Origin of the sequence: Hoeflea sp. CAU 1731 (assembly GCF_039888615.1) — a bacterium.
Taxonomy (GTDB): domain Bacteria; phylum Pseudomonadota; class Alphaproteobacteria; order Rhizobiales; family Rhizobiaceae; genus Flavimaribacter.
In genome coordinates this window covers 273,033-296,156 of the sequence record NZ_JBDQQS010000005.1, presented here as the reverse complement: position 1 = coordinate 296,156, position 23,124 = coordinate 273,033, and the positions used below count along the sequence as shown (strand labels likewise).

Genomic DNA, 23,124 nt, shown 5'->3' with positions numbered 1-23,124 from the left:
TAAGACCTCGTAAAAAATCTTCGCTGCAAGCTCCTTTTCAGACTATTCAATCAGTGCGATTATTGAATCGAGGTTCGGCACGATCGTCAAGGCATAACAGGTAGCAGTATGAAATTCGCATTTCCGGGCGGACCGAAACCAACCGACGATGATTTTCGTTTCATGCACCAACTGGGGGTAGACCGGACCTATGTCCGCATTATGCCCGACACACCCGACGATACAGTGGAGGGCCTCCAGACAATCGTCGCCCGGTACGCGGATGGCGGCGTCGTCGTGGACAATATCCGCAACATGACCGCGACCTCGATGCTGGATGACATCCTTCTCGCAACACCCCTTCGCGAATCGAAGACCGAGGCGTTCAAGGCGTGGCTTCGAAAGGTTCACGCCGCCGGTTTGACTTACACGATCGCTTTGGCGTCTCCCGGATTTGTCCTTTCCAGCGGCTTCGCTCAACTCCGCGGAGGCGTCCAGGCGCGCGAGGTCGATCTTTCCAAGCCTCTACGACGCGGCCTTCCGCAGAATCCGGGCGTCGTCGTCAGCGACGAGTGCCCTGTGGGAGAGCGGCCATATACCCATAACGAGGTGTTCGGGAATTTCGTCACATTCCTCCGGGAAATAGAACCGGTCGTCGAGGAGACCGGGGTCCGGGTTGGTTTTCATCCCGACGATCCTCCCATCCCCGAAGCCGGCCGCGCGGCCCGCATCTTCTCGACCGAAGACGATATCAGAACCGCCTTCCATGCGGCGAAGAGCGACAAGATCGGGCTGACCATCTGTTGCGGGACCTGGCTTGAGGGTATAGGGGACCCTGTCGACGCGATCCACGAATACGTGCCCACGGGCAGAGTATGGGAAGTCCACTTTCGCAACGTCACCGCCACGCTTCCGCGATTTTCCGAGACGTTTCCCGATGAAGGTTACTACGACATGTTCCGGATCATGGAAGCGCTGGTCGCCACTAACTATTCAGGCAGCATAAACTTCGATCACGAGTTACCGATCGTAGGTGGATCTCGCGCGTACGCCGCTTACGCCCAGGGCTACATGAAGGCGTTGCTGGCTCAGGCGCAGAGAGCACAAAGTTAGTTCCGTTCTCACCAACCAGAGGCGCACTCCACAACCAGTTTTTGGACTCTCCTGTACTTTCTAACTTCCTGAATGGGTTATCATTCCCCGTTGCATCCACAAAAACCTGCTCTGATAGCGACACGACATTGATGTCCGGTTTAGAGATATGTGCGGAAACCTATGGACAGCAGAATTGGGGTCGCATTGTTGAAGGGCAGCTCGGAGGCCGTATTCGGACGGGCAGCTTTTGGAATTCGAGCATGTTCTAGTGCGGTGGATTTGAAGTTCCTTACATTGTAGCAGCTGTCTCATACAGGAACTTCAAATCCGTACACCACACTCGAATCATTAACTTGCCAGGGTCAGGACCTATTGATTAACGGGTTTTCAGATTGACGCAAATCAGATTCTGTATGGCCACCGAAGGAGGTTTTCCATGTCTGATTTGTTCTGGTTGTCGGATCGACAGTTTGCGTTGATGCGCCCCTATTTCCCTCTTGCCCACGGCGTACCGCGCAGTGATGACCGCAAGGTTATTTCGGGGATCATCCATGTCATCCGCAATGGTCTGCGCTGGCGCGATGCGCCAGGTGATTACGGCCCGCACAAGACCCTCTACAACCGCTTTGTACGGTGGAGCCGGTTGGGTGTTTTTGATCGCATATTCAGCAGCTTGGCCGCCAGAGCGGGTGAACCGGACATCGTACAGATCGATGCAACTCATTTGAAAGCCCACCGGACTGCTTGCAGTCTGGCAAGTCCGCAGGACGGGATGTTCCCCGCCACATTGGGCGAACAAAAGGCGGGCTGAACTCAAAGTTGCATGCTGTCGTCAACAACGAGGGCAAACCCATCGTCATGGCGCTGACAGCAGGTCAGGTCTCCGACCATATTGGGGCCAAGATCATGTATCCGGGATTGCCAAATGCCGCGACACTGGTTGGCGACAAGGGGTATGACAGCGATGAACTCCGCGCTGCACTCAAGGCCAAGGGAATTGCTTCATGCATTCCACCACGAGCGAAGCGCAAGAACCCCGCCGAATACTGCAAAACGATGTACAAACAACGGCATAAGGTTGAAAACACATTCAGCAAGCTGAATGTTGATTTCAGTTGAGTAGTGACCCGGTATTTTCACCGAGATTTGACCCCCCCCTTGTTTATGTCTCAGCTGTCATGTTGTGGTCAATGCGGGCGCCTCCTTTCTCTTTTTCTTCGCGGCCTCTGAACTGGCTTTGTAGCGGTAGCTGTCGTTACCGGTTTCCAGATTGCGGCAGCGTTGTGTGAGCCGGTCGAGAAGCGCGGTGGTCATCTTGGCATCGCCGTGCGAAAGATATTGCCTCGTTATACCAGTGAGCTAATAGTGATCATCGCCAATTGGGAAACTTGCCATGTCATCCACACCGTCACTTTCTGATCCTCTGTACAGCGAGCCTATTCAACGTCAAAAATTGTCCGACCAGGTTTTTGAGCGGTTGTGGCAATTGATCGCGTCCGGAGAACTGGCGCCCGGCGACATACTGCCGTCCGAACGAGATTTGATGGAGCGATTCGGCGTCGGTCGGCCGGCGGTACGCGAAGCACTCCAGATGCTCGCCAGCAAGGGCGTTATCACAATCTCGCACGGGGAACGCAGCCGGGTAAACGAGTTGACTGCCGGGGCGGCGGTTCAACAAGTCGAAGACATCGCAAAACTTATGCTGTCCTCCAAGCCGGCGAATCTGGAAAATCTCAAACAACTACGAAAAATACTTGAAGCCGGGACCGTACGGATCGCCGCCGAACAATGTACCGCCGCCGATGTTGTCGATCTACGCGCGCTGGTCGAAAGACAGCGCTCAATGCTCGGCCAGGACAAACCCTTCATCAAGGCGGATATCGATTTTCACGTTGCCATGGCCAAGGTGACGGGCAATCCCTTGCTCGAATCGGTAACTCAGGCGATGCTTTCGTGGCTGTTCGCTTTCTACAAGCCGATGCTTCATTGGGCCGGACGCGAGGAAACGACACTCAAGGAACATGAAAACATTGTCGAACTGGTCTCAAACCACGATATCGACGGCGCAGTGCGCCTGATGAAGGAACACCTTAATCGCTCCGACCCGCTTTACACGATGAAGCCAAATCGCGATTCATATTATAAAACCTAAAGCGTCAAGCAGGCGGTAGATGTCGCGCCTCAGGAACCATTCAACATCCTTAAGTACCCGCACATGCATGGACCGGTTGGACACGCTCTGCCCTATCACGACTATCTTTGAAGCCGAAAACAACGGCATTCCAAGATCGATCCTAAAAGAATACAAAGCACGTGCCGAAACATGTGAGCGCGTAATGGAATTATTGATGTGGTGGAACCATATACGGATCGTCCGATTGTAACTTAAAAGCCATTGGCCCTCTTTCATAGGAAAACTGAAACCAGGCTCGGCCACATCAGCAACACCAGAAGCGCCAGCAACTGGATACCGATGAATGGCATGAAGCCCCGGAAGATGTCCGTCAGCGAGATGTACGGCGGCGCCACGGACTTCAGATAGAATGCGGCGGGACCGAAAGGCGGCGACAAAAAGCTGACCTGCATGTTCATGGTGAATACCACGCCAAACCAGATCGCCACATACTTGGGGTCAATCCCCCCCACGAATCCCAGCTCCTCGATCGGAAGCGCCATCACGATTGGCATGAACACCGGCATGATCAGGAGCACGATGCCAACCCAGTCCATGAACATGCCCATGACAAGGAAGATCAACATCATGACGAGGATGACGCCCATCGTCGGAAGCTCGGCGCCAACGATCAGGTTGGCAACGAATGTAGGGCCGCCAACCAACGTATAAGCCGCAGCCAACGCGGCCGCTCCCACCGTCACCCAGATGATCGTGCCGGTCGCCTTCATCGTGCGGATCAGCGAATCCCGCAGTACCTCGAAGGTCATCTCGCCACGAACGAGGGAAATCACGAAGACAGCCACAACCCCCATCGCAGCCGCCTCAGTGATTCCGGTGATGCCGCCGTAGATCGAGCCCAGAACGACTCCGATCACAATGATCGGCGCCACTAGCCCCTTGCCCATCTGCCAAGCGAGACGGACACGATCAGGACCGATCACAAACCGCAGCAGCAAGGCGCCGGCGACCAGAATACCAATGAGGTAGGGCAGAGCGGCCACCATGCCGAGTGCGATCGGGTCAGTGTCTTCGGCGACGACATAGGCACCGATCGCTGTGAAGATCAAGGCGCGCAGCAGGAGCAGCGCCGTCGCACCCATGATCATGATGGTCGTGAAAGCGCCGAACAGGATGGACTTTTCGAGCGGTTGCGGATCATTGGGGTCCGGCTCCGGCAGCGGGGCCTCTTCCGGCCTGAGCTGGGTGCGGATGATGATATATATCAAGAAAAACGACGCCAGCATGAAGCCGGGCAGGAATGCTGCAGTAAACAGCGACTTGATCGAGGTCTCGGTTATGAGGCCGAAGAAGATCAGCACGATTGAGGGTGGGATCATTGTCCCCAGAGAGCCGCTAGCGCAGATCGTTCCGATCGCAAGGTTCTGATTGTAGCCCAGGCGCAACATCTGCGGCAGTGCGATCAGTCCGAGCAGCACGACCTCGCCGCCGATAATCCCCGACATTGCGGCCATGATGACGGCCATGATCGACGTCACGATCGCGATGCCGCCGCGCGTTCGGCTCAGCCAAACATTCAGTGACGCATACATGGCCTTGGCAATGCCGCTGCGTTCCAATAACGCCGCCATGAAGATAAACAGCGGCACCGATATCAGAACATAGTTTGTCATCTGGCGATATACGGCCTGCCCCACCACCGCCAGCGGGCCGCGCCCGAAATCTCGGAAAAGCAGATCCGGTCCGAACTTCATCGCCAGCACCGCGCACGCCAGTGTTCCGGACGCGAAGCCCAGCGGCATACCCATCGCCAGCAGCACAAAGAGCGCCAGCAGAAGGATGAGCGAGATCGAGCCGATATCCATCGTGGTCAGTCCTTGACGATTTTGCGGATGGCTTCAATCTCACTGGCATCGATATCGTTCGCTGCTGAGTGATGTTCAGGTTCCTTGTTCCAGTCCGCGATTAGATTGGATAAGGCCTGCAGTGCGACCAGCACGACGATGATGAGAATGGCTGGCTTGATCGTTGCAGGGATTGGTGGATCCCAGGCCGTTCCGAATGTTTCCCAGCGGAAGAACTTGTCCCGCGACTCATTGAAGCCGCCCCACACTGTCAGGAAGGCAAATGACCCGATCAGGAGTAGCGACAGGACATCCGACAGCTTTCGCAGCCAGCGTGGCATCATGTCGTATATGATGTAGATGCGGATGTGACTGCGCTGCTGCATTGCATAGAGGCCCGCCAGCAGGAAGACGAAGCCGGCAATCCACAGCGACAGTTCGTTCGCCCAAAGCGTCGGCTTCCCGAAGAGATAGCGCGACACGACCTCGTAGAACATAACGAGCACCACCGTCACGGTGGCGATCATGGCGAGTCGCGAACAGACTAGGCTGACGACGTCGAAAAAGCCGTCAGATTTGGATTCGACGACGCCGCACGTGTCGGAAAGGTAGATGCTCGCCGACAGCAGCGCAATCGCGCCGACAATCATCGCCAGGAGCACGGAGGGTGTATCAGCGGGCGACAGGAACTCCTTCAGCCCGATGCCAGTTCCGAAGAACAACCTGCCGAGTATGAGCCAGAGCGCTATCAGGCCGGTAGCGACCGTGCTGGATAGCATAATAAGTCGCATCGGCCTTCGCATCGGTCCGAGCCAAACGCTTTCAACGGACATTGATCCACCGCATGCTTAAGAAAATCACCCTGACGGACACGACAAGCCCGTAGGGGCTCGCCGCATCGTAGCCGATCAGAAATGCCTGCGCCTAATTGATCTTGCCAATCCGACGTAGGAAGGTGCGGTGCGCCTCAACCAGCGCCTTGGCTTCCGGCGTCTTCTCGGCCCATCCGTCCCACGCGCGCTGTGCGCCGGCACGGAATTCCGCACGATCTTCTGCTGACCAATCATAGAGTGTAACGCCCTTGGCCTTCAGCATCGTCGCGGCTTCCTCGTTAGCGATATTGATCGTCATCGCGGTCTGGAAGGCCAGCGCCTGGGTCGCAACTTCGATGATCGACTTGATGTCATCCGGGAAGCTGTTCCAGACGTCGAGATTGAAAGTCACGTGGTCGACCGGCATCGAGTGGAACCCGGGATAGGTCGCGTGGTCGACAAGGTCGTATAGACCCAAGCCAACATTGTTGGCGAGGCTCGAAGCGTCCGCACCATCAATGATTCCCGTCTCGAGCGCCGTGAACACCTCTGTAAAGTCGATAACGATCGGTGAGGCGCCGAGCTGGGCAAAGATCTCGGTTTCGAGGCCCGGAGGCGAACGGAACTTCCAGTCTTTCAGATCTTCCGGTCCGCGGAGCGGCTTGGACGAGGACATGGCCTCCTGGCCGCCGGTCCACCAGCCAACGAGGTGCATGTTGTGCGCTTCATAGAGTTCGTTGGCCGCTTTTTTGCCGCCGCCGTTGTAGAAGAAGCTGTAAAGCTCCCAAGGCGTGTCATAGCCCCCCATCGGATCGCCGACGAATTGGAAGGCCGGATTCTTGCCGGTTTGGTACGCACCGCCGTGCATCTCGCCGTCGAGAATGCCGGTTGCCGCTGCGTCGAAACCTTCGACGGTGGCCACAACGGCCGATGCCCAGAACATCTCGATCTCAACGCGGCCGCCCGACATGGAGCGAACATTGTCGATGAATTCCTGAGCGAGTTTGCCCGACACGGAGTCGGCTGCGTACTGTGTCTGCATGCGGAGATTGAATTCGGCGGCATATGCGCCCGTCGCCAAGAACATCGCGGCAGCTGTGCCGGCCGCTAGAGTTAAACGTTTCATGATTTCCTCCCAGTAAGCTCGTTTGTCGCAACGCTCTCCGCACCCCTGGAACGAAGGGCAAAGCAAGAAAACGTGGTCGCATAAAAACTGGTATACTAACTACATCATTCGGTCAATATATGGTATACCAATCACATAAACTGGCCGAATGAATGGCAGCGAGGTCGAGAGGATCCTTGGAGACGTCCCTCCGAAAATGATGAAGATTGCTATCAATATGCCACCCATATCGCGCCAGCGCCTTGGTGATCAGGTCGCAGATGTTTTGCGAAGGCAGATACTGCTTGGGCAACTGAAACCTGGCGATCACATTCATGAACGAGAAACCTCAGCCGCGCTGGCGGTAAGCCGAACACCGCTTCGCGAGGCGCTACGGTTGCTCGAGACAGAGGGCCTGGTCGAGATGGCGCCAGCACGAAGCCCAATCGTCGCGAAACCGTCGCTTGCCGAGGTGACCCATCTTCTGCTGGTTCAGTCGGCGCTCGAATGCCTCGCGGGAGAATGCGCCTGCGACGAGGCGACCGAAGACGAGATCCGCAAGATCAAGGCAATGCACGAGACCATGCTTGCGACAAAGGACAACCCGGATCCCATCGAGTTCTTCCAGGTGGACATGGGGTTCCACGTAGCTATCGTCGCCGCGACCAAGAACCTGCCCCTTATCAAGACCCACAAGCAGTATCATGCTCGACTGTGGCGCGCGCGATTCCTTTCGGCGCGGCGCAGTCCAGCACGCGAGGCGGCGATGATCGAGCACGCAAACATCGTCGAAGGGCTCCAGCGGCGTGACAAGGAGCAGGCATCCAGCGGCCTGCGCAAGCACCTGCGCCAGGCAATCGAGAATATAAAAGTCATCTATGCACTGGAAGAGACAGAAGACCGTCCCGCGACACGAACGCATTTCACCAATGGATGAAAGATCCCAAAATCCAGGCATCAAGCAGCTCAGTGAGTACAAGAATGGCAGATAAACTGTTCAGCGTTGCGGACACCGTTGTTCTTGTATCCGGTGGCAGCCGGGGCATCGGCCTCGCTTTGGCCGAGGCGTTCGCCGCGCGCGGGGCCAGAGTTGTCATCACCGGACGGGACGAGGAGACACTGCAGGCAGCCTGCCAATCTTCTAATCCCGCTCCTTATACAATGTCATGGCAAGCCTGTGACGTTGCCGACACCGACGCGATTTCGGCCTGCATTAATGCCGTCGTCGCCGAAAACGGTCGCATCGACACGCTGATCAATTGCGCTGGCATCAACAAGCGCATGCCCGCCCTCGACTACACGCCCGAAGACTACGACCGAATCTTTGACACCAACCTGCGCGGCGCGTTCTTCATGGCGCAAGCTGTCGGCCGGCAGATGGTCAAGCAGGGCAGCGGCAACCAGATCAACATCGACAGCCTCTCGACCCTTGGCTCGCTGGCTCAGGTCGCACCCTACGGCATGGCAAAATCCGGTCTGTCAAGTATGACCCGTGTGTTGGCGCTGGAGTGGGGCAAGCATGGCGTGCGCGTAAACGGTTTGGCGCCGGGGTTCATACTGACTGACTTGACGGAAAAACTATGGTCCGACCCAAACCTTCAAGCATGGAATCAAACCGCCACCCCCCTCGGCCGGATGGGCAAGATCAATGATTTGACGGGCGCAGCAATCTTTCTGGCGTCACCGGCCGCGGGGTTTCTGACAGGTCAGATCATCCGCGTCGATGGTGGCGCTTCGGCAGGCATCAACTGGCCCATTGACGGCGGATTTGAAGTAATGTTGCCCGCCTAGCCAAACCGGCGCTACCTGCGAACCGATAGATTGCGGTCCCGGACGCGCTAATCGTTTCTCTATTGGCCAAGGTTGACCGAAGGTGAACGTCATCGAATTCGGTCGGAGCCAAGCGAATCCTCGACATTGGCCGATGCGTGCACCATAGGCACTGATTGTCAATCGGCATGCAATGTTGACGCCTTTTCGGAGTGCGCCCCTGAGGGTGGACACTGATCAGGCTGCCGTTTTGCCAGTCTGCCGGATGTGTTGATCCTCAAATTGCTGCGGGCTCAGATAGCCGAGCGCAGAATGGAGCCTGCGCTTGTTGTAGACCTCCTCGATGAAGTGGAGAAGGTGTTCACATGGGTCAATTCTCAATGAAAATCTTGGGGCCTACCGGGTCACTTCACAGCGGAAATCTACACCGGTAGAACCCACCACTAAAATGACAACTTGTGACGATGGAGGACAGCTTTTTTTCATCAGTAAGCCATTGATTACAAATAAGTAAGACGGCTTGTGACGGCTATGACGACATAATCTGTATCTTGGCTCGATACGCGAACAAACAAACAAACCGCTTTTACCGACTTCGCGTACTAACTCCCTATTTGAGCCCAACTCCGACCCCGAACGCTTTTCCTGCTTCACATTGCTTGAGGCAATCAGTTGGCGTTCCGTTCGGAACTTCTGTGGATTTCTATGCGTTTGAGTCCGAAAGCGTGTTGCGGCTCTGCTGAAGTCTGTCCGCAGGGGCGGACAACGACCGGATTGTCTGTTTATGAAAACAGTGGGCTCGCCAATACGATATTATTCGATCAGTGGAGTATCCGATGGCGGCAAGACCGGTCTGGAAAGGGCAGATAAGGCTTTCTCTTGTTTCGATACCCGTCGAGCTTTACTCGGCGACAAAGACAGGCGCGCGCATCAGCTTTCGCCAGATACACGAACCGAGCGGAAAGCCTGTTCGTTACCAGAAAACGGTTTCGGGCATAGGCCCGATCGACACTGACGAAATAGTCAAGGGATACGAATATGAGAAAGACAAGTACCTCCTGATCGATCCCGAGGATGTCGACGAAATCAAGCTTGAAACAAAGAAGACGCTCGAACTGGTGCAGTTCGTTGACGCCTGCGAAATCCCCCCGATCTATTTCAACAAACCCTATTACCTTGTACCCACAGACGAGCTCGCAGAAGACGCCTATCGCGTGGTCCGCGACGCCCTGCGCGCCAGCAAGATGGCTGGCCTCGGACAGGTGACGATGCGCGGAAAGGAATATCTGGTTGCCGTCCGGCCATGCGGGGACGGGCTGCTGCTGGAAACGCTGCACTACGCCGAAGAAATTCGCGAAGCTGAACCGCTGTTTTCGGATATCGAGGATGAGAAAGCCGACGAGGAATTGCTGGACGTCGCAACCTCGCTGATCGAGCGGAAGACCTCGAAGTTCGATCCCGAAGCCTTCAAGGACAATTACACCGTTGCGTTGCGCGAGCTGATCGCGCGCAAGACTAGGAGCAAGTCGACGAAGCGTGTGGAGACCGAAGGCGACAGCGATCGTGGTAGTGGTGGCGACAATGTCATCGACCTGATGGCCGCGTTGAAGAAGAGCCTTGAAAAGACAGAGGACGGTAAAAAGTCCTCCTCCGGGAGATCGCGCAAATCCCGCCAAAGCAAGTCCTCGTCAGCGTCTCGCAAGAAAAAGTCGGCCTGATGGGCGTCTCCGCCGACAGGCTCGCGGATTACGTCGCCAGACGCGACTTCTCGCGTACAGCGGAACCGAGGGGCGCGGCTGCAGAAAGGCGCTCCAACCGACCACTGTTCGTGGTGCAGAAACATGACGCCACCCGACTGCATTATGATTTTCGTCTTGAATGGGAGGGCGCACTCGTGAGCTGGGCCGTGACACGAGGGCCAAGCGCAGCTCCATCAGCCAAGCGGCTCGCCGTGCGCACTGAGGATCACCCAATAGACTATGGCGACTTTGAAGGCACGATTCCCAAGGGAGAATATGGCGGCGGCACAGTGATGCTTTGGGACCGGGGCTGGTGGGCGCCGCAGGAAGATTTCGAGAAAGGGCTTGAGAAAGGCACATTGAAATTCAGCCTTCATGGCGAGCGTATGAAAGGTGGATGGGCTCTGGTGCGTATGCGTCGCAAAATGGGCGAGAAGCGCGAGAACTGGCTTCTTATCAAGGAGCATGACGCCTTCGAAGAAGATGACGAGGACGCTCTTACAGAGCGTTACAAGTCCAGCGTCGCCACAGCACGTGCGATGGACGAAATCGCCGATGGCAAAAAGCCTGGAAGCAGGAAAAAGGCTGCGCGCCGAAAAGAGCAAGAAAGCAGAAATCATCCTATGCGCCGGCCGCGTTTCCGCAAAGTACAGCTCGCAAGACTGACCGGCGCGGCTCCCGAAGGCGACGCCTGGCTGCACGAGACGAAGTTCGACGGCTATCGGTGCCTTGCCGCTCTTGGGAAAGGGGGCGTGAAGCTCTATACCCGCTCCGGACTCGACTGGACGGACAGGTACGTGGGTCTGCCGGAAGCCTTTCAGGCCCTCGATTGCGACAACGCGCTCATAGACGGCGAAGTAGTCTCAAGCGATCCTGGCAAGGGATCGCCCTTCTCGGCCCTACAGCGTGACCTTGAGCAGGGTCGACCCGTCTTCTTCATAGCATTCGATCTGCTGGAACTGAACGGTGAAAACCTGACGAAGAAACCACTCGCAGAGCGAAAGGCGACGCTTGAGCAATTGCTGACCGGGAGGCCGAAAAATTCGCCCCTCCGCTACTCTGAACATGTGCGCGGTAACGGCGCGAAAGTGTTTGACGCGGTGCGGAAGGCTGGCGGCGAAGGCATTATCTCCAAAGCGGCCGACAGCAAGTATACCGGCGCGCGGAGCGGCGCATGGCTGAAGATCAAGGCCAGGCGCCGACAGGAATTCATCGTCGGAGGTTGGTCTCCGTCAAAGGCAAGAGGCAGACCGTTCGCCTCGCTCCTGGTTGGCTCACGGGAGAATGGCGATCTGCGCTATCGAGGGCGCGTTGGCGGCGGGCTCGGTGAAGACGATCTGGACATGCTGTGTGAAAAGCTGAAATCGCGTGGCCGCAAGTCATCTCCATTCGACGACGCGCCGTCCGAGGTCGCGCGTTCCGCGCGCTGGGTAACGCCCGATCTCGTCATCGAGGTTGAATACGCTGAACTGACGGATCAGGATGTCATCCGACACGGCGTATTCCAAGGTTTGCGCGACGACAAGGAGGCGTCTATGGTAAAGTTCGAAAAGCCGGAGACGGAGAGCACAGACGCGCCGGATTATCTTGGCGTTCGCGTCTCCAGCGCCGACCGCATCGTGTTTCCCGACGCCGGATGCACCAAGGGTGACGTCGCCGCCTATTACACCAAGGCGTCCGAACGCATGCTGGATCTCGCCGGGAACCGCCCCATCTCGCTGCTGCGCTGCCCCGACGGGCGCAAGGGCGACTGCTTTTTCCAGAAACATGCCGGAAAGGGCTTTCCAGGCGAGATAGGCTCCATCGACATCAGGGAAAGCTCCGGCAAGACCGAACCCTACATGGTGATCACCCGGAAGGCCGGCTTCGTCGCCGCCGCCCAGATGGGCGCCATAGAATTTCATATCTGGGGTTCGCGTACGGACAATTTGGAAAAACCCGATCGCATCGTCTTCGACCTCGATCCTGATGCGGGACTGAATTTCAGCGACGTCAAGAAAGCGGCCGGCGAAGTGCGCGACCTGCTTGCCGATATCGGCCTGAAAAGCGCGCCAATGGTAACGGGCGGCAAGGGGATTCACGTCATAGCGCCGTTGCGGCGCACCGCTGAATGGGAGACCGTCACTGCATTCACGCGAACGATTGCCGCCTTTCTCGCCGAGCGCGATCCGGATCGTTACGTCGCAACGATGTCCAAGGCAAAACGGAAGGGCAAAATCTTTGTCGATTGGCTGCGCAACGACCGCGGGTCGACGGCAATCGCGCCGTATTCCATTCGCGCACGCAAGGGTGCTCCAGTTGCGGTTCCGGTGAGATGGGAGGAACTGGTTGAGCTCGACAGTTCCAGTAGCTTCGACATGGCCACCGCGCTCAAGCGGTTGGCTGAAAATTGCCCGCTAATCTCGGTGAGTTCGAACCAGTCGATATCGGCATCGGTAGTTCGTGATTTAGAGAGCATGATCTCTCGGTGACCATAGAGCTATCTGAAAGCGGTGAGGCTTGATCGTCGCTGTTTTGGAAATTCTTCCATGATTACACGGGCGCGCTGCCTTATTCGCAGAATTCGGTTTGGTTATTCAGGCTGGGCACCATCTAATCTTCGTCCATTTTTGTCACATAGTTAGCGTTTGATACCGGATACATGGTGTAGTGCACCCCGATTTTGAGACAAAAGCCGGGTTAACCGTTTTCCGCAAAGGAGGACTGATCCCGCACCTGCAACTTCATACACCGCCAGAAATTCGGCAAGATTGCCCGTATGACCATCGCTTTTTGACCACAGAATATCGGTAGACCTATGGCTCATTGATGAAATGCGCCGCCATAGTCGCGGTCGCGCTGTTGAACTTCAACTGTTGAGCTGCGGCTCACTCTCGGATGTCGATTGGGTGCTGCCCGAATATGACGGCGAACTGCTTCCCGCATGCGCGAATATTTTTGACACTCCAGAATGTCGCGCACATTTTTTTCTTGTGCGAGCGCTTTTGACCTCTCCGTCGGGCATGCCCTGAGCGATTTGACAGCGGAGAGCCGCCATGATCTTACCGCCTGTTTTATGGCGCAATTCAACAGCTATCGGGACGCGCTTTGGCGCCTGGCGCCTGCCAAAGCACACAGACGGAGAAGACAGAAGACTGGCGCTGTGCTGAACAGGAAATGCTCGGGAAACTCCTGAACGCCGAGCGAACTGCTCGACAAAAACCCGACGCTTCTTTGCCCACACCCCTCGCACGCGTCCTTCAGAGCAGGCCTCACCGCGAAGCAAGATCGGTGATGATCGTGTTGGCGAGCGTGCCGAGCAGTTCGGTGGCCGGGACGTCAAAACGGTTGATGGCGGCGAATACGCCGACGCCGCGGGCGGGCGAAAACGCGAGGTGGCTGACGATGCCCGAGCGCGCGCCGGTTTTCTGATAGACGAGAGGCCGATCTCCGTCCGGGTGCATGATTACCCAGGCGAGCCCCATCGCGTCCATCCGGCCGATCTCGGCGGTCGAAAGGAAGATCGGCGACAGACCGTCCCGCGACATCCACTGGGCGTGGTCAAGCAGGCGTACTTCGGCGTCATCGTCCCGCTCGGTGCGCAGATGCCAGGAAAGCCAGCGCACCATATCGTCGGCGGTCGAGAAAAAGCCGCCGGATGCGTCGGCGGGCGCGACGCCGGCGTCGGGAATCTCCTTGCCGGAGGGGCTTTGTCCATGCAGACGATTGTCAAGCTGGCTCGCATCCGGCGTCAGCGTCGTCGACGTGAACCCGTTGGGCTGCAGGATCGTCTTTGTCAGATAGTCGAAATAGGGCTCGTCCGCCGCGGCCGCCATGACGTGGGACAGGAGATCGAAACCGACATTGGAGTAGCTCACACCAGTCCCGGGCGCAAATAGGAGCGGTCGACTGAAGGTTGCCTCGAAGATCGACTGGTCGACCGACGCGGCGGGATCGAGCGTCTGGCCCTCGGGCAGGACGAGATCCCGCGGCAAACCGCTTGCATGGGTCGCAAGGTCGATGACGCGGATGTCGCGGCCGTCCAGGGAAGGCCATTCGATGTCCCATTTCAGATAGGTTCCGGGATGGTCTTCAAAGCCCAGCCTGCCTTCGGACACCAGACTGGAGAGCATCGCCCCGCTGAAGGTCTTGTAAAGCGAGCCTGTCCGAAAAATTGTCGACCCGTCGGGCGCCGGCGAACCTGGTCCCGCCCGCTCGCCGAAGCCGACCACAACAGACTTTCCGTCATGGACGACCGCCAGGATCAATGCAGGTACGCCGGTCGCCGCCATGAAGGCGCCGCCCGATTGCTGCGCGATCGTCTCAAGCAGGGGATCATCGTCGGCCGCTGCGCCGGCGCCCGGCGCCATGACTGCTATCGCCGCCATTATCGAACCAATGATGAAACCTCGCATGATGCTGCTCCTTGATAGCCAACCGCCGGCGCGACGCTGTCCGCCGTCCGCCGTTTTCCCTGGGACTTTGCCAGATGTCTGTTAAAAATGCATGCACCCGGGAACAGGAGACGGCGACTCGATCCGCTCAATTGTCCGGTCGACAGCCTGGCCTGAACGTATGAGACAGGCAAACCGGCGTAATGAAAATTCCGGGCCCTCAACGCCATGAAGGTCGGGATTCCGGTCATCGCGCCGCCATCTGCGCTCCTTCAAGGAAGCCGGGCGGTGAATTCGAGACGATCGTCCATCGGTCTACACTCCGACATCCAGCAACAAAACGGGAGAGGCCTGATAGGCGTCCGGGGTTCCGATGAACTGACCGAAAACATCTTGGGCGTGATACGGGGGGATGGAGAGATAATTTGAGGCTCGCAAAAGCGTCGTGCTTCATCCGAACTGATTCTACTCGCGGTTTCGCTTTTCGAAACGCGGAAGCATCGCAGAGAAATCCCGTCCCGAACCGTCTTCGTCCTCGACAAAAATCCGGTAGAGGTCCGTGGCGCGCTGGCCCATCGGCGTGTCGGCGTCGACGGCTTCGGCCGCCTGCTGCGACAGGCGCAGGTCCTTGAGCATGAGGTCGGATGCAAAACCCGGCTTGTAGTCGTTGTCGGCCGGGCTTTGCGGGCCGACCCCGGGCGCGGGGCAATAGGCGTTCATCGTCCAGGAATAGCCGGACGAGGTGGACACCACGTCGAACATCTTCTGCCGGTCGAGACCCAGCTTGTCGGCGAGCGCGAAAGCCTCGCAGGTTCCGATCATGGTGATTCCGAGGATCATGTTGTTGCAGATCTTGGCGGCCTGGCCGGCGCCGGATTCGCCGCAGTGAACGGCCTTCTGTCCCATGATGTCGAAGAGCGGCTTCGCCTTCGCAAAGGCGTCTTCCGAACCACCCGCCATGAAGGTCAGGGTTCCGGCCGTCGCGCCGCCGACCCCGCCCGAAACAGGTGCGTCGACCGGCGCCAGTCCCGCCGCGGCAGCATCTGACGCCACGGCCCGCGCGCTTTCGACGTCGACTGTCGAACAGTCGATGAAAACGGTCCCTTTATCCATTACCGGGATGATTTCGGCGGCGACAGTGCGCAGGATCGCACCATTGGGCAGCATCGTGATGACGGCCTCCTGGCCGGCGGCGCAGGCGGCGGCGCTCTCAGCCCCGGAGACGCCTTCCGGGTACGGCGCCGAAATATCGAAACCGGTCACCTGGTGGCCCGCCTCCACGAGGTTGCTGGCCATCGGCCCGCCCATATTGCCAAGGCCGATAAATCCGATCTTCATGTGAGTTTCTCCTCCAGATTCAAACTGTTTTCGCCGAGCGGCGCCAGCATTTGCGACACATCCTCTGCGGAAAGGTCGTCGATGTTTTGGTGGCGCCAATGCGGATTCCGATCCTTGTCGATAATCTGGGCGCGGACGCCTTCCAGAAAATCGCCATGCTGCATGGCGCGGAAAGTATATCTGTATTCCAATTCGAGCGCTTCGCGGATGCTCGTCTCGCCGCGCATGCGACTGGTCATTTCGATCGTGACGGCGCACGAAAGCGGGGAATTGCGTTTCAGCGTCTTTGCGCTATCGCGGGCGAAATCACTGTCCATGTTTTCAAGGGCGTCCAGGATATCGGCGAGACTTTTGCCGGAAAATCCCCGGTCGATCTCCGACTGCATGCCAGCGAGTACGCCAGCCGGCGCTTCGACAGCCCGTCTTGTCACCGCTTCGACGTCGCCACTGGTCTCCAGATCCGCGATCAGTCCGTGCCAGTCGGCCTCGGGAAGATAAGCGTCGGCGAAACCGGCGTAGATCGCGTCGGCGGCGTTCATCCGCGCGCCCGTCGTACCCAGATATTCGCCGCTTCGACCGGGCGCCTGCGCCAGAAGCAGCGAACCGCCGACATCCGGCACCAGCCCGATGCCGCATTCAGGCATGGCGATGCGGCTCGTGTCTCCGACGATCCGGTGCGAACCGTGGCAGGCGATGCCGACGCCGCCTCCCATGGTGAACCCTTGCATGAAGGCGACATAGGGTTTGGGAAACTCGGCGACTTTCGCATTCACCCGGTATTCGTCGGCCCAGAACCGGCGACCATAGGCGTAATCGCCCGCCTTGCCGGTCGAATAAAGCTCGGCGATGTCACCGCCAGCGCAAAACGCCTTCTCGCCCTCTGCGTCGATGATGACCACGTCGACGTCGTCGTCGCTACGCCATTCGTCCAGCGCCTTCTCGATCGACAGAACCATGTCGTAAGTCAGTGCGTTCAGGGCTTTCGGGCGCTGGAGCGTAATGCGCCCCGCCTTGCCGGATGTCCTGATATCGATGTCGCTCATCGCCTGGCCTCTGCGAGCATCGCGCGACTGATGATCAGCCGCATGATCTCGTTGGTGCCCTCGAGAATCTGGTGGACCCTGAGATCGCGCACGATCTTCTCTATACCGTATTCGGCGAGATAACCGTAACCGCCATGCAGTTGCAGGCAGTCATTGGCGACGTCGAACGCGGTGTCGGTGACGAAACGCTTGGCCATGGCGCAGAATTTCGTCGCATCCGGCGCGCCCGTGTCCACTTTCCAGGCCGCCTGCCTGAGAAAGGTGCGGGCCGCCTGCAAGCCGGTTTCCATATCGGCGAGCTTGAACTGCAGCGCCTGGAACTGGTCGAGCGTCTGTCCGAAGGCCTTGCGCTCGCCCATATAGGTAATCGTCGCATCAAGAGCCTGCTGGGCGCCGCCCAATGCGCCTGCGGATATATTGAGCCTGCCGCCGTCGAGACCGGCCATGGCGTAGACGAAGCCCCTGCCTTCCTCTCCGACGAGATTCTCGGCCGGAACCATACAGTCGTCGAACTGCACCTGCGCCGTCGGCTGGGACAACCATCCCATCTTCTCTTCGCGCGCGCCGAATGACAGGCCGGGCGTTCCGTCATTGACGATGACCGTGGAAATTCCCTTCGGTCCGTTGTCGCCCGTCCGGCACATCACGACATACGCGTCGGAATAGCCGCCGCCCGATATGAAGGCCTTGGTTCCGTTCAGCTTGTATCCCTCATTGGTCCGGTCGGCGCGCGTGCGCAACGCGGCCGCATCGGAACCCGATCCCGGCTCGGTCAGGCAATAGGAAACGACGGTCTCCATCGGGCACATCTTCGGCAGCCATTCGGATTTCATCTCCTCGCTTGCGAACTTGTCGATCATGCCGGCGCACATATTGTGGATCGACAGGAAGGAGCCGACCGACGGGCAGGCCATCGCCAGAGCCTCGAAGACCAGCGTCGCATCCAGCCGGGACAACCCGGAGCCGCCATACTCCTCGGACACGTAGATGCCGCCCAGACCCAGCGCGCCGACTTTCGGCCAAAGCTCTTTCGGTATCGAGCCGGCTTTCTCCCACTCGCGCGCGAACGGCGCGATGTGTTCCTGCCCGAAATCCCGGGCCATCTCGAAAATGGCCTCCTGTTCCGCACTCAGTTCAAAATCCATGGTTTCCTCTTCCCAGGCGTGGCGCGAATCCGACCCTGGCGTTATTCTTGCGCAGGTATATTATACGCCTAATCTCCCCTATCGGGTTACACTGTTACCGCAAGGATAAATCCAGGCGGGAGCGCTCCCGGCCATGTATATGCCGGGATCGGCGAGGAACCAACTGCCGCGATCGCAATCGTGAAGTCAATGTGATGAATTGTACTGGCAGCCAGTAGTCGCAAAGGCAGGCAAGACCGCGTCAGGACTCTGTGTCGCCAAGCTCAAGGCCTTCCAGCCGCCCGACCAAAGATGGTCGAAGTGATTGAATGGCATGCCTCAGACGGAACCGATGAAGGGCTGATACGGGTTGTCAACACCCTTGTCGCGCAGGCAGGTGACGGAAACGGCGGGGCCAGCTAAACAGGATGAACATAACAAGACAGGATACGCGGACCGATGAGCGAAAAGGCAAAGGCGACGACATCGCCAGGCAGGCGCAGGTCGACGCAGAAGCCCGGCGCAGACAATACCCGGGACAAGATTCTGGACGCCGCCGAGGTGTTGTTCGGCGAGCGAACCTTCGACACCGTATCGCTGCGCGACATCACCCGGAAGGCCGACGTCACACTGGCGCTGGCGAGCTACCATTTCGGAACGAAGGAAAAGCTGTTCGCGGAAGTGGTCGGACGACGCGCGGACATTTTGTGCACGATGCGTCGCGAGCGACTGAAGGCGCTGGAGGACGACGGAAATCTCAGCACCAAAACAATCCTCGACGCCTTCATGCACCCGCTGTTCGAACAGATGATCAAGGGTTCGGAAGGCTGGCAGTCCTATCTGCTTATCCTGGCGCAACTCGGACAGTCCAATCGCTGGATCGATCTGCTGCACGAGAATTTCGATGAAACCGCGGCGCTGTTTCTCGACCAGTTGCGAATCCAGCTTCCGGGCGTAGCGGAACCGGTTCTGATCCGCGGGTTTTCGCTTTCGCTCGTGGCCATGCTGCAAACGCTGTCGAAAAATCGGCGCGTGGACGCCATCACGTCGGGAACGGTGTCTGCCGACCAGCTCGACGACGCCTACCCGGTTCTGCTCACGTTCGTGGTCAAGGGTCTGGAAGGTCTGTCGGACCTCGCCTGACACTGGCTTTCTCCTTTGACACACTGACCACACCCTTCTAGTAGTTGGTCGATCAACCAATATGCGGGGAGAGCATTCTTTCATGACATCGGCGCTGTTTGATCTTACAGGCAAGACGGCCCTTGTAACCGGCTCCCATCGCGGCCTGGGTTTCGCCATGGCGCGCGAACTGGGACGCGCGGGCGCCCGCGTCGTCATATCCAGCAACGAACCCGCCGGATGCGAAGCCGCGCGGCAGGAGATCGCCGACGAAGGCGTCGACGTTCTGTCCATTCCCTGCGACGTCGGCGTCGACGCCGAGCTCGATCGTCTGGTCGCCGAAACCGAAGCCGGCTTCGGACCGATCGACATTCTTATCTGCAACGCCGGGATCAACCCGCATTTCGGATCGCTGACCGAGGCGACGGACGACGAATATGACGCCATCATGCGCATCAATCTGCGCAGCGTGGTTCAGCTCTGCAACCGCGTGATCCCGGGCATGGCGAAGAGGAAGGACGGCGCGGTCATTCTGACATCGTCGCTTTCGGGCCTGCGCGGAAACGGCAAGATCGGGGTCTACGCCCTCTCGAAGGCGGCGATCGCCCAGCTTGCCCGAAACTACGCCGTCGAGTTCGGCCCGGACAATGTGCGCGTCAACGCGATTTCACCGGGCCTGATCGATACGGAGTTTTCAAAGCCGATGACCGGCAATCCGGACATCCTGGCGCCACGCATCCTGAAAACCCCGCTGCGACGCGTGGGAACCCCGGAAGACATCGCGGGCGCGGCCGTGTACCTCGCCTCGCCAGCCGGCGCCTTTGTCACCGGCCACAATCTCGTCGTGGACGGCGGCACGGTGATCGGCGACTGATCAGAAGTCCGCGCGCTCGACCGCTATCCTGAAGTGATGGACCGATGGCGGCTCGGCGAAAAAAGGTCCGACCAGACTGCGCCACTGCTGAAACAGCTCCGATTCGCGAAAGTCGACGGTATGGGCCTCCAGGGTCTCCCAGCGGATGATCGCCTGATAGAGCTCCGGCGCTTCGAAGCACTTCTGCAAATGCAGTCCCTTGCATCCCTTTGCCTGGCGAAAGACGTCGACAGCTTCGCGAAAAGCCGCCTCGAACCGGGCCTCGTCTCCCGCCTTTACCTTGATGGACGCCACTTCAATGATCATGTGCAATCTTCTGCCTCTGTCCGTCGGTCAGGTCTTTACCACGCGAGCGCCGCGCCATCGACGCGGAAATCCGCGCCGGTGACACAGGTCGATTCGTCCGTTGTCCCTTCCGATCTTCAAACCGAGCGCCTATCCTTCCGCGAGATCGAGGAAAGGCCTGTCGCTCATATCGTCACACAGGCTTGTACCGGGCGATGGTCTGGTCGATCGCTCCGAAAATCGACTGACCGTCGCCATCGAACACTTCCATTCGCACGCGATCACCGAACTTCATGAATTCGGTCTTTGCGCCTCCCTCCTCGATATTCTCGATGGAGCGACGTTCGGCGATGCAGGCCGATCCGACTTCCCGGTAAGCCTTGTTGGAAACCGTGCCCGAGCCGAACAGGGTGCCGGCGGCGAGCTTCCTCGTATGGGCCGCGTGTTCGATAAGCTCGGGAAAGGAGAAACTCATTTCCGACCCGTTCGGCCTGCCAAACAGCTCTCCGTTCCAGGTCACGTTGAGCGGCAGATGCAACTTGCCCTCCCGCCAATGATCGCCAAGCGTGTCGGGCGTCACCGCGACGGGCGAGAAAGCGGTCGACGGCTTGGCGTTCATCCAGCCGAAACCGACGGTGATCTCGCGCTTGACGAAAGCCCGGCAACTCACATCGTTGATGAGAAGAACGAGCTTGATGTATTGTTCGGCGTCCTCCGCCTTCGTTCCCATCGGCACTTCGCTCAGAATAACGCCGATCTCCCCCTCGAAATCGATCTGGTCTTCCTCCCTCGGAAGCGCGATCTCGCCCTGCGGGCGATAGAAATCATCTGACATGCCCTGATACATCAGCGGATAGGGAGAATTCATCTCGATTTCGGGATCGCGTCCGGTCGCCAGCGCCATCAGCTGCAAATGGTTCTTGAAGCAGGAGCCGTCGATCCACTGGAACGACCGCGGCAGGGGCGACAGGGTCCTGGACTGATCGAAGGCAAAACTTTCCTCCGCATCGCCCTCCTGCAGCCGGAACGAGAGGTCGCGCAACGCCAGTTCGTAACGGTCCCAGTCTTCCATGACCGTTAGCAGGTTGGGCGCTATCGCCTTGGCCGAAATCGCCCGGGAGAGGTCATCCGAGACGACGACGAGTTCGCCGTCCCGTGTTCCGTTATCGATTGTTGCAAGTTTCATCGGTTATTCCTCAAGCAGCGTTCTTGCCGCCGTAGCGGCGCACGCGGATATCGGCCTGTTCCTTGTGGCCGGCGAAATTCTCGATGGCGCAAAGCCGCGAGCAATATTCGCCCACCATGGCGCTGGCCTCGTCGGTCAGCACTTCCTGATAGGTGCAGGTCTTGAGGAACTTGCCGACCCAGAGCCCGCCGGTATAGCGCGCCGCCGTTTTCGTCGGCAGCGTGTGGTTGGTGCCGATGACCTTGTCGCCATAGGCGACATTGGTGCGAGGACCGAGGAACAGCGCGCCGTAATTGCGCATGTTCTCCAGAAACCACCGCGGATTTGCGGTCATGACCTGGACGTGCTCGGAGGCGATCCGGTCAGCCTCGGCCAGCATTTCCTCGTCCGTGTCGCAGAGAATGACCTGCCCGTGGTCTCGCCAGGACACCCGGGCGATATCGGCTGTCGGCAGCGTCTCGAGTTGCCGCGCGATTTCCTCCTCAATGGAAGAGGCGATCCGCTTCGACGTCGTCAGCAGGATCGCCGGCGACGTCGGCCCGTGTTCGGCCTGTCCCAGCAGGTCGACGGCGCAAATTTCAGCGTCGACCGTGTCGTCGGCGATCACCAGAGTTTCGGTCGGTCCGGCGAAGAGATCGATGCCGACCTTGCCGTAAAGCTGACGCTTGGCTTCGGCGACGAAGGCGTTGCCGGGTCCAACCAGCATGTCGACGGGCGCAATAGTATCGGTTCCGAGCGCCATGGCCGCCACGGCCTGGACGCCACCGAGCAGGAAAATCTCGTCGGCGCCGGCCTTCGCCATCGCGGCGATGGTTGCGGCAGGAGCCACGCCATTGAGCGGCGGCGTGCAGGCGATCACCCGGTCGACGCCGGCGACCTTTGCGGTCAGCACACTCATATGGGCCGAGGCGACCATTGGATAGCGTCCGCCGGGAATGTAGCAGCCGACGCTGCCGACCGGGATATGCTTGTGCCCGAGTTTGACCCCCGGCAGGGTTTCGATCTCGATATCCTTCATCGATGCGAGCTGGGCTTCGGCAAAATTGCGAATTTGCGCCTGTGCGAAGTCGATGTCGCTCAGCACTTCTTCCGGCAGGCTGTCGATCTGACTTGCAATCTCGGCGTCGGAAAGCCTGAAACTTTCCGGAGACCACTTGTCGAACTTCTCCGACAGCTCCCGCACCGCCTCGTCGCCGCGCGCAGTCACATCTTCCAGAATGGATTCCACGGTCTGGCGGACCTTGCGGTCGGCCTCTCCGGTTTCCGCCTCGTCGGCGCCCTTTTTCAGATATTCGATCACT

The 23,124-nt window shown here is 58.6% G+C and carries 18 protein-coding genes and 2 pseudogenes; 9 read left to right on the top strand and 11 right to left on the bottom strand.

All coding sequences use genetic code 11. The features are described from left to right. Positions 1 to 108 precede the first annotated feature (108 nt). Both AAFN47_RS10990 and AAFN47_RS10985 read left to right on the top strand, forming a co-directional pair. Complete coding sequence (locus AAFN47_RS10990; protein WP_499809264.1) at positions 109 to 1,092, top strand: mannonate dehydratase; 984 nt, start codon at positions 109 to 111, stop codon at positions 1,090 to 1,092. Positions 1,093 to 1,510: 418 nt separating this feature from the next. Then, a pseudogene (locus AAFN47_RS10985) lies at positions 1,511 to 2,304 on the top strand (IS5 family transposase). On the opposite strand, the pseudogene AAFN47_RS10980 reads toward AAFN47_RS10985, so the two are convergent. Continuing rightward, positions 2,251 to 2,400 (bottom strand): annotated as a pseudogene (locus tag AAFN47_RS10980) (ATP-binding protein); the annotation flags it as partial. The pseudogenes AAFN47_RS10985 and AAFN47_RS10980 overlap by 54 nt on opposite strands. Positions 2,401 to 2,467: 67 nt before the next feature. Here AAFN47_RS10980 and nanR point away from each other — a divergent pair. Beyond that, positions 2,468 to 3,226 carry a transcriptional regulator NanR gene (gene nanR / locus AAFN47_RS10975; protein ID WP_499809263.1) on the top strand — a complete coding sequence of 253 codons (759 nt, stop codon included), beginning with the start codon at positions 2,468 to 2,470 and terminating at the stop codon, positions 3,224 to 3,226. 254 nt (positions 3,227 to 3,480) lie between these two features. Here nanR and AAFN47_RS10970 read toward each other — a convergent pair whose 3' ends face one another. From AAFN47_RS10970 to AAFN47_RS10960, 3 genes are all read right to left on the bottom strand, one after another. After that, a complete protein-coding gene (locus AAFN47_RS10970; RefSeq protein WP_499809262.1) occupies positions 3,481 to 5,073 on the bottom strand; it encodes a TRAP transporter large permease in 1,593 nt (530 codons plus the stop codon). A 5-nt stretch (positions 5,074 to 5,078) separates the two neighbouring features. Continuing rightward, the gene (locus AAFN47_RS10965; RefSeq protein WP_499809261.1) at positions 5,079 to 5,831 is read right to left on the bottom strand and encodes a TRAP transporter small permease subunit; all 753 of its coding nucleotides are present in this window, start codon (positions 5,829 to 5,831) and stop codon (positions 5,079 to 5,081) included. Between the two features lie 145 nt (positions 5,832 to 5,976). After that, positions 5,977 to 6,990, bottom strand: a complete 1,014-nt coding sequence (locus AAFN47_RS10960; RefSeq protein WP_499809260.1) for a TRAP transporter substrate-binding protein — start codon at positions 6,988 to 6,990, stop codon at positions 5,977 to 5,979. Positions 6,991 to 7,186: 196 nt separating this feature from the next. Here AAFN47_RS10960 and AAFN47_RS10955 point away from each other — a divergent pair, with 196 nt between their 5' ends. The 4 genes from AAFN47_RS10955 (at position 7,187) to ligD (ending at position 12,949) form a co-directional block, all read left to right on the top strand. Further along, on the top strand, positions 7,187 to 7,906 hold the full coding sequence (locus AAFN47_RS10955) for a GntR family transcriptional regulator (protein ID WP_499809259.1): 720 nt from the start codon (positions 7,187 to 7,189) through the stop codon (positions 7,904 to 7,906). 44 nt (positions 7,907 to 7,950) lie between these two features. Beyond that, positions 7,951 to 8,760, top strand: a complete 810-nt coding sequence (locus AAFN47_RS10950) for an SDR family NAD(P)-dependent oxidoreductase (RefSeq protein WP_499809258.1) — start codon at positions 7,951 to 7,953, stop codon at positions 8,758 to 8,760. 815 nt (positions 8,761 to 9,575) lie between these two features. After that, entirely contained in the window at positions 9,576 to 10,457 is an 882-nt protein-coding gene (ku, locus tag AAFN47_RS10945; RefSeq protein WP_499809257.1) for a non-homologous end joining protein Ku, read from the top strand. Next, entirely contained in the window at positions 10,457 to 12,949 is a 2,493-nt protein-coding gene (ligD, locus tag AAFN47_RS10940; protein WP_499809256.1) for a DNA ligase D, read from the top strand. The genes ku and ligD overlap by 1 nt, the downstream gene beginning before the upstream one ends. A 780-nt stretch (positions 12,950 to 13,729) precedes the next feature. On the opposite strand, the gene AAFN47_RS10935 is transcribed toward ligD, so the two are convergent. The 4 genes from AAFN47_RS10935 to AAFN47_RS10920 all read right to left on the bottom strand — a co-directional run bounded on the left by AAFN47_RS10935 (position 13,730) and on the right by AAFN47_RS10920 (position 18,377). Next, positions 13,730 to 14,872 (bottom strand): serine hydrolase, encoded by a 1,143-nt coding sequence (locus AAFN47_RS10935; protein WP_499809255.1) that lies wholly within the window; start codon positions 14,870 to 14,872, stop codon positions 13,730 to 13,732. Between the two features lie 444 nt (positions 14,873 to 15,316). After that, the gene (mmsB, locus tag AAFN47_RS10930; protein WP_499809254.1) at positions 15,317 to 16,189 is read right to left on the bottom strand and encodes a 3-hydroxyisobutyrate dehydrogenase; all 873 of its coding nucleotides are present in this window, start codon (positions 16,187 to 16,189) and stop codon (positions 15,317 to 15,319) included. Next, the gene (locus AAFN47_RS10925) at positions 16,186 to 17,232 is read right to left on the bottom strand and encodes an enoyl-CoA hydratase/isomerase family protein (RefSeq protein WP_499809253.1); all 1,047 of its coding nucleotides are present in this window, start codon (positions 17,230 to 17,232) and stop codon (positions 16,186 to 16,188) included. Before AAFN47_RS10925 ends, mmsB begins: the two co-directional genes overlap by 4 nt. Beyond that, a complete protein-coding gene (locus tag AAFN47_RS10920) occupies positions 17,229 to 18,377 on the bottom strand; it encodes an acyl-CoA dehydrogenase family protein (protein WP_499809252.1) in 1,149 nt (382 codons plus the stop codon). The genes AAFN47_RS10925 and AAFN47_RS10920 overlap by 4 nt, the downstream gene beginning before the upstream one ends. A 438-nt stretch (positions 18,378 to 18,815) precedes the next feature. On the opposite strand from AAFN47_RS10920, the gene AAFN47_RS10915 reads away from it, so the two are divergent. Next, complete coding sequence (locus AAFN47_RS10915; protein WP_499809251.1) at positions 18,816 to 19,499, top strand: TetR/AcrR family transcriptional regulator; 684 nt, start codon at positions 18,816 to 18,818, stop codon at positions 19,497 to 19,499. Positions 19,500 to 19,581: 82 nt separating this feature from the next. Continuing rightward, positions 19,582 to 20,352, top strand: coding sequence for an SDR family NAD(P)-dependent oxidoreductase (locus tag AAFN47_RS10910; protein ID WP_499809250.1), 771 nt, complete (start codon positions 19,582 to 19,584; stop codon positions 20,350 to 20,352). Here the strand turns inward: AAFN47_RS10910 and AAFN47_RS10905 are convergent, their stop codons facing one another. The 3 genes from AAFN47_RS10905 to hisD all read right to left on the bottom strand — a co-directional run bounded on the left by AAFN47_RS10905 (position 20,353) and on the right by hisD (position 23,123). Next, positions 20,353 to 20,658: an antibiotic biosynthesis monooxygenase family protein gene (locus tag AAFN47_RS10905; RefSeq protein ID WP_499809249.1), complete on the bottom strand. Its 306-nt coding sequence runs from the start codon at positions 20,656 to 20,658 to the stop codon at positions 20,353 to 20,355. It lies immediately after the preceding gene. Positions 20,659 to 20,830: 172 nt separating this feature from the next. Then, positions 20,831 to 21,823 (bottom strand): fumarylacetoacetate hydrolase family protein, encoded by a 993-nt coding sequence (locus AAFN47_RS10900; RefSeq protein ID WP_499809248.1) that lies wholly within the window; start codon positions 21,821 to 21,823, stop codon positions 20,831 to 20,833. A gap of 10 nt (positions 21,824 to 21,833) precedes the next feature. Continuing rightward, positions 21,834 to 23,123, bottom strand: coding sequence for a histidinol dehydrogenase (hisD, locus tag AAFN47_RS10895; RefSeq protein ID WP_499809247.1), 1,290 nt, complete (start codon positions 23,121 to 23,123; stop codon positions 21,834 to 21,836). Between the last annotated feature and the right edge of the window lies 1 nt (position 23,124).